Below are 15,070 nucleotides of genomic sequence, written 5' to 3' on the forward strand. Positions count from 1 at the left end.
TCCGACGAGCGTGTCCTCCTCGCCCGGTCAGCGCTCGATGAGCGTGACCTCCAGGGAGTAGTGCGAGGCGCGGTAGACGTGGGAGCCGTGCTCGACGGCCCTGCCCTGGTCGTCGTAGGTGGTGCGGACCATCGTGAGCAGCGGTGCCCCGCGCCGCTCGCCGAGCAGCCTCGCCTCGGCCGCCGTGGCCGCCCGCGCCCCCATGCGCTGGTTCGCCACGCGCATCCGCACCCCCGCGGCGCGGAGCATCTCGTACAGCCCGCGCTCCTGGAGACCCTCGGCGGTCAGCGGCGCGAGCCCGGAGGGCAGCCAGTTGTGCAGCAGGGCCAGCGGCTCCCCGGCGGCGTAGCGGATCCGCTCCAGGCGCAGCATCTCGGTGCCGGGCGCGACGCCGAGGACGGTGGCGACCTCCTCCTCCACCGGGGCCGGCCCCAGGACCAGCACCCTGGTGGCCGGCTCCTGGCCGGCCCTGCGCAGGTCGTCGTAGAGGCTGGTCAGCTCGACGGAACGCTTGACCTGGCCGTGCACCACCTGGGTGCCGACGCCCCGCTTGCGCACCAGCAGGCCCTTGTCGACCAGATACTGGATCGCCTGGCGGACGGTCGGACGCGACAGGCCCAGCCGGTCGGCGAGCAGGATCTCGTTGTCGAGCCGCGATCCCGGGGGCAGGTCGCCGCGGCGGATGGCCTCGGAGATCTGCTCGGCCACCTGGAAGTAGAGCGGGACCGGGCTGGACCGGTCGAGATCGATGGCGAGCTGCGCCGTCATTCGCCCTCCCGGTTGACACGCCGCGCCGTCAGGCTAGCGGACATCAGAATGTCTTGACAAAAACCGGCCAGGGCCCGTCGAGGTGCCCGGCGGACGCGTACGGGGCCGGTGTCCTCGTACAAGATGGAAGGCGGTTCGCGCACCGGGTTCGCGTCGCCGGGCTCGCGTCACCGGGTTCGCGTCGCCGGGTTCACGCGCCGGATTCGCGTCAATGGAGGAAGCATGGATCAGAGCACCGCAGCAGATCTCTCCGCCGTCGCGGTCGAGGCCGCCCGCGCGGTGGGCGACCGGCTCCGCGAGGCGTTCAGGTCGCGTCCCGCGGTCGAGACCAAGAGCGACTTCCACGATCCGGTGACCGAGCACGACCACGCCGCGGAGGAGACCATCCGGGAGGTCATCGACAGGCGCGTCCCGGGAAGCACGATCATCGGCGAGGAGGGCGGCAGCATGGGCTCCGGCGAGATCCGCTGGTACGTCGACCCGATCGACGGGACCGCGAACTTCGCCGCCGGGCTGCCGTTCTTCTGCGTGTCGATCGCCGCAGCCGTCGGGGACGAGGTGGTCGCCGGTGTGGTGTACGACCCGGTGCGCGACGACGAGTTCCGGGCCGACCTGGGCGGGTCCTGGTGCAACGGCGTGCGGCTGCGCAGCTCCGGCGCCGCGCGTGACCGGGAGGGGGTGCTGCTGACCAGCTATCCCACCCCCCGGGAGCTGGCCGAGGGCGGGGAGGAGGCGCTGCGCCGGTTCGGCAGGATGGTGGAGGCGTTCGCCTCCACGCGCCGTCCCGGCAGCACCGCGCTCAAGCTGGCGCACGTCGCGGGAGGGTGGGCGGACGTCGCCTACGGCAGTAGGGTCAGTCCGTGGGACATGGCGGCGGGGTCGCTGCTGATCCGCCAGGCGGGTGGCGTCTTCATCCCGCTGGACGGATCGGTCTTCGAGCCTGGCGGCTACCTCGCCCATGTCGGAGGCTTCGACCTGGCGGGGTCGGTCATGAGCGACCTGCTCCTCCGCGATCGCCCGGCCTGAGCGCCGGTGAGCCGGGAGGGGGCGCGGACGGGCCCGCCGGGAGACTCCCGCGGGCGGGTTCCGCGTGTCGGCCACCGGATTACCTATTGATCCTGTAGGAAATACAGGTAAAATGATTGTCTCGCCGTACGAAGGAGCCGCCATGAGCCTGGAGCCGGAGGCCGAGAGCCCGCTGGCCGCCGCGGTCGGGGCCGCGCGCTGGATCCGTTCGGCGGCGGTGGACGATGAGCGGGGGCGCCACTGGCGGGCCAACCCCGATCCCCGGGGCCGGGCCGCCATGCCCGACCACCCCCTGTCGCTGTACTCGGGGGCGGCCGGGATCATCCTGTTCTTCCTGGAGCTCGCCGCGGCCACCGGCGACGACGGCTATCTGGACGACGCCAGGGCGGGGGCCCGCTACCTCACCGCCACCTGGCGGGAGCAGGCGGACCTCTCCCTCCACCACGGCCTGGCCGGAGTGATGTTCGCCCTGGCCGAGGCCGGATGGGCCACCGGCGAGGGGGCCTTCGAGGTCGAGGCCGGCGCCGTCGCCGACCGCATCGTGCGCAGCGCCCGCCCCATCGACGGCGGCCTGGGCTGGACCGGCGACCCCGCGCAGCGAGGCGACGGCGGGATCATCCTCGGCCTGCTGCACGCCGCGGGCATCCTGGGGGTGCCCGCCTACCAGGAGGTCGCCGTCGAGGCCGGCGCCCGCATCGCCACGCTCGTCGTCCCCGGCCACCGCTTCGGCGAGGGCGCCTGCGCGGACCTGCCGCTGGACGCGGTCACCCCGGGCTTCCTGTCCGGCACCGCCGGGACCGCCTTCCTGCTCGCCCGCCTGTACGGCGTGACCGGCGAGAGCGGCTTCCTCGGCGCCTCCCGCAGGGGGGCCGACTTCGTCCGCGCGGTCAGCGCCGTGACCGAGCGGTGCGCGCTGGTGCCGCACCACATCCCGCAGGGCCGCGACCTGCACTACCTGGGCTTCTGCTCCGGCTCGGCCGGGGTCGCCCGGATGTTCTACGAGCTGCACCGGGTGTCGGGCGACGCCGGGGACCTCGACTGGGCCGAGCGGCTGGCCAGGGGGATCGTCCGCAGCGGCGCCCCCGCCAACCAGAGCGGCGGATCCTGGAACTCGGCCTGCCAGTGCTGCGGCACCGCCGGCCTGGTGGAGCTGTTCGTCGGGCTCTGGGCGGCGACCGGCCACCGCCGGCACCTGGAGTTCGCCCGCACGCTGGGGGAGAGCCTGACCGGCCGGGCCACCGGCCACGACGGCAGGGGCATCCGCTGGTACCAGGCCTACCGGCGGCTGCGCCCCTGGGAGGTCACCGCCGACACCGGCTACATGGTCGGCGCGGCGGGGATCGGGGCCGCCCTCCTGCACCTGGACGCCACCGCCCGCCCGCAGGAGGCCCGGCGGCTCGTCCTGCCCCCGGACAACCCGTTCCCCGCCATCCCGCTGCCGAGCGCGACGCTCCGCCGGTCCTGAAAGATCATGAAAGGCACGTCGCCGGTGAGCCGGCCGGTCATCGCCGACGAGCGGGACGCGAGGGCCGGCAGGGCCGTGAGGTTTTCGGCGGGAGCGGCACGGGTCGCCGTGACCCGGTGGCTCGGGAGGGCGCGACGCGGGGACCGTTGCGGGGCCACCGTGGGGGCCGCCTGGCACGCCGCGCCCGCGCACGTCTCCGCACCCTGTACGGTCGGGCATCGAGGCCTCCACCGGGCCCGGCGCCGCGGACACGTCCGCCGGCGCCGACCCGGCACTCCGGACCGTGTCACCCCCTGTTACGCCCGACCGTGCCGATCCGGCCGGGGAGGGGCGGCGGCAGCCGGTGCCTCTCGCGCCGGAGGAACGAAGGACGATGTGCCCTTTGGCCGTCAAGGGGTGACAAAGCTCGTGATGATGATTGGTGATTCTCCGTGAGTGCTACCCAGGGCTTGCCTAATCTCGGTGTCGTGACAATCGAGGATTTCCTTCCCGACCCCGACCGTTCCACCGTCGCGATCGAACCGGCGCAGCCGGGTGCCGGCCACTGGGCCGGTGCCCCGAGCGCCGTGGCGAGCGACGGCCTGATCTACCTCGCCTACCGGCTGCGCCGCCCCGTCGGCGAGGGCCGAGGCTACGCCGTGGCCGTCGCCCGTTCCACCGACGGCGAGCGGTTCGAGACCCTGCTCACGATCGGCAGGGAGGAGATGGACACCGAGTCGCTGGAGCGGCCGACCCTGATCCGCACGCCGGAGGGGCGCTGGAGGCTCTACCTCAGCTGCGCCACCTACGACACCAAGCACTGGCGGGTCGAGGTGCTGGAGGCCGACGACCCGTCCGGCTTCCGGGCCTCGCAGCGGCAGGTCGTGCTGCCCGGCGACCCGAAGACCGGCGTCAAGGACCCGGTGATCGTGCTGCGGGACGGCGTGTGGCACCTGTGGGCCTCCTGCCACCCGCTGGACGAGGCCGACGAGGCCGACCAGATGGTGACCGACTACGCCACCAGCGCCGACGGCATCGAGTGGACCTGGCAGGGCACCGCGCTCAGTGGCCGTCCCGGCACCTGGGACGCCCGGGGCGCGCGGGTGGCGGCGGTCCGCTTCCTCGGCGACAGGGTGGTGGCCTTCTACGACGGCAGGGCCACCGCGTCGGAGAACTACGAGGAGAAGACCGGTGTCGCGGTCGGCACCGACCCGGCGGAGCTGACCCCGTTCGGCACCGAGCCCGTCGCGGTCTCCCCGTACGCGGGCGGCGGCCTGCGTTACATGGACATCGTGGACCTGCCGGGTGGCGGGCGGCGGCTCTACTACGAGTACACCCGCGCGGACGGGGCGCACGAGCTCCGCACCGAACTGCGCTGATCCCGGGCACGGCCGCCCCGGCGCCGGTCACGGCACGGTCGCTCCCGGACCGGCCCGTCCGTGCCCGGGGCCGGTCCGTTCGTGTCCGGGGCCGGCCCGTTCGTGTCCGGGATCGGCTCGCCGGTCCCGGGAGATCGTTCGGTCAGGCCTGGAATCGATCAGCTAGGTCTGGGGGCGGCCGTTGCGCGCCTGGCGCTGGCCGTTGGGGCGGATGCCCACCAGCCCGCCGGAGCGCTCGCGGGGACGGAGCCAGTCGCTGAAGTCCTCCCCGGTCACCTGCTGCAGCAGCGCCACGTCCTCGGTGAAGTAGGAGATCAGCTTCTCCCGCTGGTCCCAGGTCAGCGGCTGGCGGGAGCGGGCGCGCTCCTGCAGCCTGCGCTCCAGCGGGTCGGTCAGCGCCACGCTCATCCGCACCGGCAGGAACCGCCCCACGGACGATCCCGCGCGCAGCGCCCGCGACAGCACCCGGTGCCCGCGGGTCGGCTCCGGGTGGGCGGTCACGTTCTCCCGGGGGACCTCGGTGACCACGCCGGCCTCCACCCCGAGGAAACGGAAGATCCGGTCGAGGGTGTCGGCGGGGCGGTCGACCAGGTCGCGGTAGCGATAGACGAGCACCTGCTCGCGAGGAAAGAGGGTGAACAGGTGTTCGAGCTGCTCTCCGTACTTGCCGAGCCCGCGATAGTGCCAGAACGGGGCCCAGCCCGCCCTGATCCGCCGCTCCTCCTCGGCGCAGGCCCGCACCACGTCGCCGATCGGTTCCAGTCCGGCCGACCACAGGTGGGTCCAGTTGGAGTGGGCGCGCTCCACCGGGTCGCGCAGCACCACGATGAGCCTGGCGTCGGGGATGGCCTCCCTGATGCGCCGCTGCGCCGCCAGGTCGTAGAGATAGAACGGGGTCGACTCGCCGGTGAGCGTTCCCGGCGGTGCCGCGTCGAACAGTGCCTCGTAGTCCTCGCGCCTCCAGACGTGTTCGCGGTAGGTCTGCGCGTCGCCCGGTCCTCCCCTGGTCGGGGGAGGGCCGTCGCTGAGGAAGAACTTCGGTTCCTTCACCGGGGACATGAACAGTCCCGGGTGCCGGGCCAGCGCGGCGTGCAGGGCGGTGGTCCCGGACTTGGGAGCACCGATCGTGAGGAAATTCGGCAGGGGCATCGTTATTACCCTTAATCCCTACTGTGATTATTGGTAAATATAGCCTCTTCTCCGGCGAAGGCAAGCGTCCGGCCGCGCGATCGCCGTGATCCAAAGAGCTACCCGATTGCGGGGATTCCAGTCGTCGGCGCCTATCTCCAGGTCGTGGATGCGAAGGGTGTCGTCCCGTTCAGTGAACGCTGAGTTCTTTTCCGCTATTTCATTGCGGGGGAGGAGTTTTGTCGTGTTGAGAATAAACAGGATACTCGTGCCGTATTTCAGATTCGAGTCTCCCGCGGGCCTTCGCCCCCGCTCTCCCAGGCCCCGGTACGGGCGGCCTCCCGTCCGTACCGCCGTCAGGTGACCTTCCGCGGCGCCCTTGACGTGCCGTGATGTGCCCTCGCCGCGCTGTTTGCCGCGCTGTTGCCGTGCTGTTTGCCGTGCTGTGCCGTGCTTTGCCGTGCCGGGGTGGGCGCCCTGGCGGGCCGTGCCGTCACGCCGCGCCGACGAACGCCGACGAGCGGCGAAAGCCCCGGCCACGGCGGGCGCGAATGTCATGGTACGAAGGGGAACCCCGGCGGGAGCGGGCCGTCGCCGCGATTTCATAAGTCCTAATGTCACGACAAATCATTGACATGCAGGTAATGCGTTGGTTACAAACCAGGGACGAGGGAGATCCGGCGAGGCGACGCGCGGAGGTACCGATGAAGTGGACGACAGGGCTGGTCGCGGTGGCCGTGCTGGGCATCTCCGCCCTGACCGGCTGTTCGGCGGGGCAGGCCGGAGGACAGCCCTCCGGCGAGACCGCGGGCGCGGCGAGCGGCCCCGCCCCGGCGGCCGGCGGCGGCACCTTCGCCGTCGTCACCCACGCGAGCGCGGGGGACGCCTTCTGGGACGTGGTCAAGAACGGCGCCGAGGCGGCCGGGAAACGGTACGGCGTCACCGTGACCTACCAGGGCGACGGCGACCCGGCCAGGCAGTCCCAGCTCATCGACCAGGCCGTCAGCCAGAAGGTCGACGGCCTGGTGGTCTCCATGGCCAACCCGGACGCCCTGAAGGAGTCCGTCGGCAAGGCCGTGACCGCCGGGATCCCGGTGATCACCATCAACTCGGGCGGCGACGTCTCCCGCGAGTTCGGCGCGGTCACCCACGTCGGCCAGTCGGAGGACGTGGCGGGCCGGGGAGCGGGGGAGAAGCTCAAGGCCGAGGGGGTCACCAAGCTGCTCTGCGTGATCCACGAGGCCGGGAACGTCGGTCTCGACCAGCGCTGCAACGGCGCGACCCAGGGACTGGGCGGCACCGTCGAGCGGCTCCAGGTGGACGTGGGCAACCTCGCCGACGCCACATCCAAGATCAAGGCGAGGCTTCAGTCGGACACCTCCCTCAACGGCGTCCTCACCCTGAACCCCGCGGTGGCCGTGGCCGCCCGCGACGCCATCGCCGACGGCGGCTCGAAGGCGAAGCTCGGCACCTTCGACCTGTCGGCCGACGTGGTCGCCGCCATCGAGGACGGCGAGATCCTGTTCGCGGTCGACCAGCAGCAGTACCTGCAGGGCTGGCTGCCGATCACGTTCCTCACCCTCCACAAGGAGAACCTCAACACCGTCGGCGGAGGGCTCCCGGTCAACACCGGCCCCGGCTTCGTCACCAGGGATAACGCCGCGAAGGTGGCCAAACTGGCCGAGAGCGGCACCCGGTGACGGTGGCGGACGAGCGGCTGGCCGGGACGGGGGTCGCCCGCAGGCTGCTGATCAGGCCGGAACTCGGCGCGGTCGTCGGCGCCCTCGGGGTCTTCGCCTTCTTCGCGGGGCAGTCGGAGGTCTTCCGCTCGGTCGAGGGCGTGGCCAACTGGCTGGACCCGGCCTCCACCCTCGGGATCATGGCGGTGGCGATCGCGCTGCTGATGATCGGCGGCGAGTTCGACCTGTCGGCCGGCGTGCTCACCGGCACCGTCGGCCTGGTCACGGTGATCCTCGCCACCCGCTACGACCTGCCGGTGTGGGCGGCGATGCTCGCCGCCCTGGCCGTGGCGCTGCTCGTCGGCTTCCTCAACGGCCTGGTCGTGGTGCGTACCGGGCTGCCCAGCTTCATCGTCACCCTCGCCACCTTCCTGATGCTCCAGGGCGTCAACCTCGGCGTCACCAAGGCCCTCACCGGGACCGTGCAGGTCGGCGGCCTGCGCCGGGCCGAGGGATACGAGGAGGTGAGGGCGGTGCTCGCCGGGACGATCCCGGTCGGCGGGACCGACTTCCGGGTGGCGATCCTGTGGTGGCTGGCCGTCACCGCCCTGGCCACCTGGGTGCTCGCCAGGACCAGGGCCGGAAACTGGATCTTCGCGGTGGGCGGTGACGAGCGGGCCGCCCGCGCGGTCGGGGTACCCGCCGAACGAACGAAGATCGCGCTTTTCGTGACCACCGCCGCGGCCGCCTGGCTGGTCGGCTCGATCATGGCGCTGCGCTTCACCTCGGTGCAGGCGGGCTCCGGCGTCGGCCAGGAGTTCGTCTACATCATCGCGGCGGTCATCGGGGGCTGCCTGCTGACCGGCGGCTACGGCTCCGCGATCGGCGCCGCCGTCGGCGCGGTGATCTTCGGCATGGCGGACAAGGGCATCGTCTTCGCCGGCTGGGACGCCGACTGGTTCACGTTCTTCCTCGGCGCCATGCTGCTGCTGGCCACGCTCGCCAACCGGTTCGTCCGCCGGTACGCGGAGGAGGTGAAGCGGTGACGGGAGACGGGACCGTGACGAACCGTGAGGCGGCGACGGGCCGGGCGGCGGTGAAGGGAGACGAGACCGTGGCGGAAGACGAGACCGTGACGGAGGGCGGGACGGACGCCCCGCCCCTGCTGGAGGTCCGCGACGTGGGCAAGACGTTCGGCGGCGTGATCGCGCTGCGGGACGTCTCCATGCGGGTGCGCGCAGGGGAGGTGAGCTGCGTCCTCGGCGACAACGGCGCGGGCAAGTCCACGCTGATCAAGATCCTCTCGGGCATGCACGCCCCCGACTCCGGCTCGTACCTGGTGGACGGCGCCCCCGCCGCCTTCGCCAGTCCCCGTGACGCCCTCGACAGGGGCATAGCCACCGTCTACCAGGACCTGGCGATGATCCCGCTGATGTCGGTCTGGCGGAACTTCTTCCTCGGCTCCGAGCCCGTGCTCGGCCGGGGGCCGCTGCGCCGTTTCGACGTGGCGGGAGCGAAGCGGACGGTCCGCGAGGAGCTGCGCTCCATGGGCATCGACATCCGCGACGTCGACCAGCCCGTCGGCACCCTGTCCGGCGGCGAGCGCCAGTCCGTGGCCATCGCCCGCGCGGTCCACTTCGGCGCCCGTGTCCTCATCCTGGACGAGCCCACCTCCGCCCTGGGCGTCAAGCAGGCCGGCGTCGTGCTGCGCTACATCGCCCAGGCGCGCGACCGGGGCCTGGGCGTCGTCTTCATCACCCACAACCCGCACCACGCCTACCCGATCGGCGACCGCTTCCTGCTGCTGAACCGGGGGGCGAGCCTCGGCGAGTACGCCAAGGCGGACATCACCCCCGAGGAGCTCACCTCCCTGATGGCGGGGGGCGCCGAGCTGGAGCAGCTCGCCCACGAGCTGAGCCGGGGCGGCCCTCCGGCCGGGCCGGCGGCACCGCCGCCCCGGTGAGCCGGGGCGAACCAGGCGAACCGGACCGCCACCCCGGTCAACCGTACGGACCGCACCGCCGTCCCGGCTGACCGCGCGAGCCGGTCGAGCCGGGGAACCTCAGAAGTCGAAGGACTCCACGTGGATGCGGCGGCTGGGGACGCCCGCGCGGCGCAGGGCGTGGCGTGCCGCGACCGTCATCCCGGTGGGGCCGCACAGGTAGACGTCGTGGACGGCCAGGCCGGGGATGAGGGTTCGCAGGGCGCGCCCGGTCAGTGGCACGCTCCGCCCGCCGGACGATCCGGTCAGCTCGTCCACGGTGTAGTGGATCGTGGCGCCGCGCGCGGCGGCGATGGCGTCCAGCTCGTGGCGGAGGATCAACTCCTCGTCGCGGCGCGCCATGTAGACCAGGGTCACCTCGCCGGGCAGCGTCTCGAAGAGCGCGCGCAGCGGGCTGATGCCCACGCCGCCGCCCACCAGCAGCACCTGGGGCCTGCGGCGCCGCGCGGCGGTGAGGGCGCCGTAGGGACCCTCGGCCCACACGCGGGTGCCGGGCCGCAGCCCGGCCAGCGCGCGGCTGTGGTCGCCGACGCCCTTGACGGTGATCCTCAGGAAGCGGGCGTTGGCGGGTGCCGACAGCGAGTAGGGGTTGGCCGTCCACCACATGCCGGGGGCCAGGAACCGCCACCGGAAGAACTGGCCGGGTTCCGCGCCCAGCTCGTCCAGGTGCTCGCCGGTCAGATAGACCGACACCACGGAGGACGACTCCCGGCGGACCTCGGCGACCCGGAGCCCGTGGCGCAGGGCGCGGTGGACGGGGACGAGGAAGCGGTGCCAGACCAGCAGGGCGGCGACGGACACGTACAGCGCGTACCAGAACAGGCTCATGACGACGCCGCCGGCGAAGTCCGGACCGGTGAGCTGGTGACCGAACCCGAGGAAGACGGCCCCGTAGGTGACGAAGTGCAGGTAGTACCAGGTCTCGTACCGCATCCGGCGCCGCACCTCGCGCACCGAGACGACCGCGACGCCGACCAGCAGCAGGAGGGCGAACGTCGCCTCCAGCATGGCCGGGCCGTCCAGGACCAGCCCCGCGATCGCCTCCGGCGCGCCCGCGCCGGACCGCGCCACGTGGGCCGCGACGGCGAACACCATGTGGGCCACCGACAGGACGACGGTGTGGCGGCCGCCCGTCGCGTGCCAGCGGGCCAGCCGGTCGGTCCCGACCCCGCGGTCCAGCGCGGGAACGCGGGCCATCAGCCCCAGCAGGACGGCGCAGGCGTAGCCCGCGAGCAGGCCGGTGAGCCTGCCCGCCCAGGCGAGTGCCCCGGTGAGCCCGGAGACCGAGGTCAGGTCGGACCAGCACGTCGCGGTCGCCGCGACGGCTCCGGCGTAGATCAGGGCGAGGACCAGGGACGGCCGTGCCCGGCGGGCGGGCGGGCGGGCGGGAACCCTGCGCCGCCGGGTACGCGTGCCGGCGTGCGGGCGCGTACCGGAGTCGGGGGCGGCGCCTCTCACGGCTCCAGCCGGGTGAGCTGGGCGCCGTGGGTCTTCTCCATGGCGGCGGCGAACGCCTTGGTCTCCTGGTCGGCGCCCGACCTCTGCTCGCTCTTCGCGACCAGGACGGACTGCGTGAGGTATTCGCGCGCGTCCTTGGTGAGGAGCCGGTCGAACGCGGCGCCGTCGGCCCGCTCCAGGGCCGCGAAGTCGTCGGGAATCACCATGCCCGGGATGTCATGCCCCTCGTGTTCGTCGCTCTCCGGCACCCCGGACCGCCGCAGCAGGTCGCGCAGTTTCCGGAGTGTCGTACGGCGGTCGGCGACGTGCTCCTCGGCGAACCGCTTGAGCCTCGGATCGGAGGCCCTGCCGGGGGCGAGCTCCAGCAGCCGCACCGCCTGCTCGGTCATCGGGATCATCAGTTGCAGCCATGCGATGTCGGTGCCGTTGAAGGAGCCCGACGCGCTTCCGGTCGGTGTGGGAAGCGCGGCGGGAGCACTTCGCGACGGCGGGTGATTCGCGGCCGAATGGGTCGGGGGCTCGGCGGCGACACATCGCGAGACCAGCAGGACGGTGAGCACGACGAGTACTGACGCACCGATCGTGGACGCCTTCATGCCGCTCCTTCGCTCGCCGTTCCCATGGTGAGGCGAGGCCCGGTATGCCGGGCCTCGCCCCGTTCAGGTCAGACGGTACGCTTCCGCCCGAAGACGGTCACCTGCCGTCTCAGGGGGTGCCGTCGGCGCCGCACTTGACGATCGGACGGATGCAGTCACGCACGCGGCGTTCCATCTCGGCCTCGGGCCAGGCGTTGAAGAAGTCGGCGTGCATGGTGTAGCCGGGGCCCGACGAGAGCCGCAACCTGGCCGGGTCGCCGCTGACCGGGTAGCGCAGCACCTGGCGCAGCTTGGGCACGATCACCGGGTGCGAGGCCGGGCAGGCGCCGTTCACCGGGTAGGACATGTGGCTTCTGCGCCCGATCTGCGACCCGGGGCCGTGGTGCCCGGAACGGTCTCACTCATGTGGATGAGGTCCTTAGGGGGATCGAGGTCTGATGGACGTGATGCTCGACGGCGTCCCGGCCGGCGCCGGGCGTGTTCTGCTCCTGCACAGGAGACCGGCGTCGGGCCGGGCGACAACACAAACTTAAAAAAAGACCGGAGAAAAATTTTCGTTGTCCGTCTGACCTGCCGCCGGTCTCCATGACGGGGGCTCATCGGTCTTCCGCTATTGGGAGTTATGGAGAGAATCGTCCCTGCCCCGCGCCCGGCGTTGCGCGGGGACGACGAACCGTGGACGGCGACAGGAAGCGGAGTGCGATGCTCGGAACCGGTAGGGGCGGACCCGACTCGGCGATGGTGGCCGCCGCGCGCGACGGAGACCAGCAGGCGCTGGACGCCCTGGTGGCCGATTCCCTCCCGCTCGTCTACAACATCGTCGGCCGGGCGCTGAACGGCCACACCGACGTCGACGACGTGGTCCAGGAGACGTTTCTCCGGGTCGTCCGTGCCCTGCCCGACCTGCGGGACCCGCAGGCGTACCGGTCCTGGCTGGTGGCCATCGCCGTTCGCCAGGTGCGCGACCACGAGCAGGACCGCAGGACCACCCAGCACCGCAGGGCCGACCTCGACACCGCCGAGGAGATGCCCGATCCCGCCTCCGACTTCGCCGCCGTGACCATCCTGCGGCTCGGCCTCACCGACCAGCGCCGCGAGGTCGCCGAGGCCACCCGCTGGCTGGACGGCGACGACCAGGCGCTCCTCGCCCTGTGGTGGCTGGAGGAGACCGGCGAGCTCGACCGCGCCGACCTCGCCGGAGCCCTCGGCCTGTCGGGGCGCCACGCCGCCGTACGCGTCCAGCGGATGAAGGAGCAGGTCCAGACGGCGCGCACCATCGTGCGGGCGCTGCGCGCCGAGTCCGGGTGCCCCGAGTTGCCGGCCCTCACCACGAACTGGAACGGCACCCCCAGCCCGCTGTGGCGCAAGCGCTTCGCCCGGCACATCCGTGACTGCGCCGTCTGCCAGGGGCGCACGGCGGGCCTGCTGCCCATCGACCGCCTGCTCAGCGGGCTGCCGCTGCTGCCCCTGCCCGTCGGCTTCGCCCTGCACCACCTCCAGGCCGTTCCTCCCGCCGTCGAGGCGGTGGCGCACGCCACGACCTGGGGGGCGTCCCACGGCGCGCACGCCCTGGAGACGACGCGGCCGGGCCTGCTGGCCTCGCTGCCCCCGGCCCCGATCACGATCGGCGGCGCGGCGGCCGTCGTCGTCACGGGCGTCCTGATCTTCGGGCAGCTCACGGCGCCCGCCCCCGAGCCCGCCCCGCCGCTGGCCGTACCCACGCGGACGGCCTCGCCGCCGCCCCTGCCGTCGCCTCAGTCGGCGAGCGCCACGCCCGAGCCCTCCCCGTCTCCCACCCCCGGCCGCAGCAGGGCCTCCCGCACGCCCACCCCCACGCCGGCCCGGACGCCGCCGCCCGCCTCCGTCGCGAGCTCCCCCAGGAAGGGCGTGGGCGTGTGGAAGATGCCCGGCCTCAGTACGGCCTTCGCGAAGTCCGGCGCGAGCTGGTACTACACCTGGTCCACGCGCCGCGAGGGGGTCACCGGCCCCAGGGCCGACGGGTTCGTCCCGATGATCTGGGGAAAGGGCAGCGTCACCCCGGAGAACCTCGCCCAGGCGAAGAGCGCCGGACCCTACCTGCTCGCCTTCAACGAGCCCGACCTGCCCCAGCAGGCCAACATGACCGTGGAGGAGGCGCTGTCGCTCTGGCCGAAACTCATGTCCGCGGGCCGCGTGCTCAGCAGCCCCTCCGTCGCGTTCGGCGCCGACACCCCGGGCGGCTGGCTGGACCGCTTCATGACCGGTGCGAAGGAGCGGGACTACCGCGTCGACTTCATCGCGCTGCACTGGTACGGGGCGGACTTCCGCACCCAGCCCGCGGTGAACCAGCTCAAGTCGTACGTCCAGGCCGTGTACAAGCGCTACCGCAAGCCGATCTGGCTCACCGAGTACGCCCTCATCGACTTCTCGAACGGCACCCGCTACGCCAGTGACGCCCAGCAGGCCGCGTTCGTCACCGCCTCCACCAGGATGCTCGCCTCCCTGCCGTACGTGCGGCGCTACGCCTGGTTCGGCCTGCCCTCCTCCGACACCGAGCCCAACAGCGGGCTGTTCCGCCACGACGGGACCGTCACCCGCGCGGGCCGCGCCTTCCAGGCGGCCCGCTGACCGCCCTGTCCGGGGGCGGCCGGCGGGTGGATAGCCTTGCCGGGTGCCCGACCCGTACCTGACTCCGCAGGACACCACGGAACACGAGATCGAGATCAAGCGCTCCCGGTTCCTGTGCGCGGTCGGCCCGGCCTCCTCGGAGGAGGAGGCGAGGGAGTTCGTCGGCGCGCGCAGGCGGCTGTACGGCGACGCCACGCACAACTGCTCGGCGTACGTGATCGGCGGCGGCCGCCTGGTCCAGCGGGCCGACGACGACGGCGAGCCCGGCGGCACCGCCGGGACCCCGATGCTGGAGACCCTGCTGCGCCGGGGCGTCGCCGACGCGGTGGCGGTGGTCACCCGCTACTTCGGCGGGGTGAAGCTCGGCGCCGGGGGACTGGTCCGGGCGTACGGCTCGTCGGTCGGCAAGACGCTGGACCTCACGACGCTGGTCGAGATGGTGCCCGCCAGGATGATGACCGTGACCGTGGACCACGTCAGGGCCGGGCGGCTGGAGAACGACCTGCGCGCCTCGCCGTACGAGGTCAGGGGGGTCGTCTACGGCGAGGAGGTCGGCTTCCGCGTCGCGGTGCGCGAGCGGGACCTGCCCGCCTTCCCCGGCTGGGTCGCCACGCTGACCGCCGGACGCGCCGGGATCGAGCCGGGCGAGGCGATCCACCTCAGGGGCGCCTGACCCGGGCCGGCCTCTCGCCTGACCCGCGCCTGACCCGGGCCGGGCTCTCGCCGGGTTCCTGTCTGATCCGCGCCGGGTTCGGGCCGGGCTCTCGCCGGGTTCGGGCCTGAACCGGAGATCCTTCCCCGGAAGGACCCCGGATACGCGCCGGCCCCGGGGGCGGCGAATGTGGGATGGGTCACACTCGGCGCGGGGCGAGGGCGCCGATCGGCGGCCCCGGCCGCCCGTCCCGGGGCCGTGACGGGCTCGGCGGGCGGCACCGCCATCCCCGTCCCGACCGTCCGATACCTCGCTGACGTGCGGGAATCTC

At 72.7% G+C, this 15,070-nt stretch carries 14 protein-coding genes; 8 read left to right on the forward strand and 6 right to left on the reverse strand.

The genetic code is table 11. The annotated features are described in order from the left end of the window. Positions 1-27: 27 nt before the first annotated feature. Complete coding sequence (locus AB0F88_RS38280; RefSeq protein WP_362695872.1) at positions 28-768, reverse strand: GntR family transcriptional regulator; 741 nt, start codon at positions 766-768, stop codon at positions 28-30. A gap of 222 nt (positions 769-990) precedes the next feature. On the opposite strand from AB0F88_RS38280, the gene AB0F88_RS38285 reads away from it, so the two are divergent. The 3 genes from AB0F88_RS38285 (at position 991) to AB0F88_RS38295 (ending at position 4,617) form a co-directional block, all read left to right on the forward strand. Next, positions 991-1,794 (forward strand): inositol monophosphatase family protein, encoded by an 804-nt coding sequence (locus AB0F88_RS38285; RefSeq protein WP_362695874.1) that lies wholly within the window; start codon positions 991-993, stop codon positions 1,792-1,794. A 142-nt stretch (positions 1,795-1,936) separates the two neighbouring features. After that, complete coding sequence (locus AB0F88_RS38290) at positions 1,937-3,259, forward strand: lanthionine synthetase LanC family protein (RefSeq protein ID WP_362695876.1); 1,323 nt, start codon at positions 1,937-1,939, stop codon at positions 3,257-3,259. Positions 3,260-3,726: 467 nt separating this feature from the next. After that, on the forward strand, positions 3,727-4,617 hold the full coding sequence (locus AB0F88_RS38295; RefSeq protein ID WP_362695878.1) for a hypothetical protein: 891 nt from the start codon (positions 3,727-3,729) through the stop codon (positions 4,615-4,617). 162 nt (positions 4,618-4,779) lie between these two features. Here the strand turns inward: AB0F88_RS38295 and AB0F88_RS38300 are convergent, their stop codons facing one another. Both AB0F88_RS38300 and AB0F88_RS38305 read right to left on the reverse strand, forming a co-directional pair. Next, positions 4,780-5,766, reverse strand: a complete 987-nt coding sequence (locus AB0F88_RS38300) for a sulfotransferase (protein ID WP_362695880.1) — start codon at positions 5,764-5,766, stop codon at positions 4,780-4,782. A gap of 27 nt (positions 5,767-5,793) precedes the next feature. Further along, positions 5,794-6,303: a hypothetical protein gene (locus AB0F88_RS38305; RefSeq protein WP_362695882.1), complete on the reverse strand. Its 510-nt coding sequence runs from the start codon at positions 6,301-6,303 to the stop codon at positions 5,794-5,796. A gap of 146 nt (positions 6,304-6,449) precedes the next feature. Between AB0F88_RS38305 and AB0F88_RS38310 the strand changes: the two genes are divergently transcribed. The 3 genes from AB0F88_RS38310 (at position 6,450) to AB0F88_RS38320 (ending at position 9,387) form a co-directional block, all read left to right on the forward strand. Further along, the gene (locus AB0F88_RS38310; RefSeq protein ID WP_362695883.1) at positions 6,450-7,445 is read left to right on the forward strand and encodes a sugar ABC transporter substrate-binding protein; all 996 of its coding nucleotides are present in this window, start codon (positions 6,450-6,452) and stop codon (positions 7,443-7,445) included. After that, positions 7,442-8,470 (forward strand): ABC transporter permease, encoded by a 1,029-nt coding sequence (locus AB0F88_RS38315; protein ID WP_362695885.1) that lies wholly within the window; start codon positions 7,442-7,444, stop codon positions 8,468-8,470. Before AB0F88_RS38310 ends, AB0F88_RS38315 begins: the two co-directional genes overlap by 4 nt. 86 nt (positions 8,471-8,556) lie before the next feature. Then, the gene (locus AB0F88_RS38320) at positions 8,557-9,387 is read left to right on the forward strand and encodes an ATP-binding cassette domain-containing protein (RefSeq protein ID WP_362696067.1); all 831 of its coding nucleotides are present in this window, start codon (positions 8,557-8,559) and stop codon (positions 9,385-9,387) included. 99 nt (positions 9,388-9,486) lie between these two features. Here AB0F88_RS38320 and AB0F88_RS38325 read toward each other — a convergent pair whose 3' ends face one another. The 3 genes from AB0F88_RS38325 to AB0F88_RS38335 form a co-directional block, all read right to left on the reverse strand. Continuing rightward, positions 9,487-10,884, reverse strand: a complete 1,398-nt coding sequence (locus AB0F88_RS38325) for a ferric reductase-like transmembrane domain-containing protein (RefSeq protein ID WP_362695887.1) — start codon at positions 10,882-10,884, stop codon at positions 9,487-9,489. Then, the gene (locus AB0F88_RS38330) at positions 10,881-11,480 is read right to left on the reverse strand and encodes a DUF305 domain-containing protein (protein ID WP_362695889.1); all 600 of its coding nucleotides are present in this window, start codon (positions 11,478-11,480) and stop codon (positions 10,881-10,883) included. The genes AB0F88_RS38325 and AB0F88_RS38330 overlap by 4 nt, the downstream gene beginning before the upstream one ends. A 109-nt stretch (positions 11,481-11,589) precedes the next feature. Then, positions 11,590-11,826, reverse strand: a complete 237-nt coding sequence (locus AB0F88_RS38335) for a DUF1996 domain-containing protein (protein WP_362695891.1) — start codon at positions 11,824-11,826, stop codon at positions 11,590-11,592. A gap of 356 nt (positions 11,827-12,182) precedes the next feature. On the opposite strand from AB0F88_RS38335, the gene AB0F88_RS38340 reads away from it, so the two are divergent. Together AB0F88_RS38340 and AB0F88_RS38345 are read left to right on the forward strand one after the other, a co-directional pair. Further along, the gene (locus AB0F88_RS38340) at positions 12,183-14,087 is read left to right on the forward strand and encodes a sigma-70 family RNA polymerase sigma factor (RefSeq protein ID WP_362695893.1); all 1,905 of its coding nucleotides are present in this window, start codon (positions 12,183-12,185) and stop codon (positions 14,085-14,087) included. A gap of 43 nt (positions 14,088-14,130) precedes the next feature. Next, positions 14,131-14,760: a YigZ family protein gene (locus AB0F88_RS38345; protein WP_362695895.1), complete on the forward strand. Its 630-nt coding sequence runs from the start codon at positions 14,131-14,133 to the stop codon at positions 14,758-14,760. The last annotated feature ends 310 nt before the right edge of the window (positions 14,761-15,070 follow it).

Origin of the sequence: Streptosporangium sp. NPDC023963 (assembly GCF_040639135.1) — a bacterium.
Classification (GTDB): domain Bacteria; phylum Actinomycetota; class Actinomycetes; order Streptosporangiales; family Streptosporangiaceae; genus Streptosporangium.

Bases quoted from the DNA above. Each gene is read 5' to 3' on its own strand.
- AB0F88_RS38280 (WP_362695872.1), bottom strand. From the start codon at position 768: ATGACGGCGCAGCTCGCCATCGATCTCGACCGGTCCAGCCCGGTCCCG.
- AB0F88_RS38285 (WP_362695874.1), top strand. From the start codon at position 991: ATGGATCAGAGCACCGCAGCAGATCTCTCCGCCGTCGCGGTCGAGGCC.
- AB0F88_RS38290 (WP_362695876.1), top strand. From the start codon at position 1,937: ATGAGCCTGGAGCCGGAGGCCGAGAGCCCGCTGGCCGCCGCGGTCGGG.
- AB0F88_RS38300 (WP_362695880.1), bottom strand. From the start codon at position 5,766: ATGCCCCTGCCGAATTTCCTCACGATCGGTGCTCCCAAGTCCGGGACC.
- AB0F88_RS38305 (WP_362695882.1), bottom strand. From the start codon at position 6,303: ATGACATTCGCGCCCGCCGTGGCCGGGGCTTTCGCCGCTCGTCGGCGT.
- AB0F88_RS38310 (WP_362695883.1), top strand. From the start codon at position 6,450: ATGAAGTGGACGACAGGGCTGGTCGCGGTGGCCGTGCTGGGCATCTCC.
- AB0F88_RS38330 (WP_362695889.1), bottom strand. From the start codon at position 11,480: ATGAAGGCGTCCACGATCGGTGCGTCAGTACTCGTCGTGCTCACCGTC.
- AB0F88_RS38335 (WP_362695891.1), bottom strand. From the start codon at position 11,826: ATGTCCTACCCGGTGAACGGCGCCTGCCCGGCCTCGCACCCGGTGATC.
- AB0F88_RS38340 (WP_362695893.1), top strand. From the start codon at position 12,183: ATGCTCGGAACCGGTAGGGGCGGACCCGACTCGGCGATGGTGGCCGCC.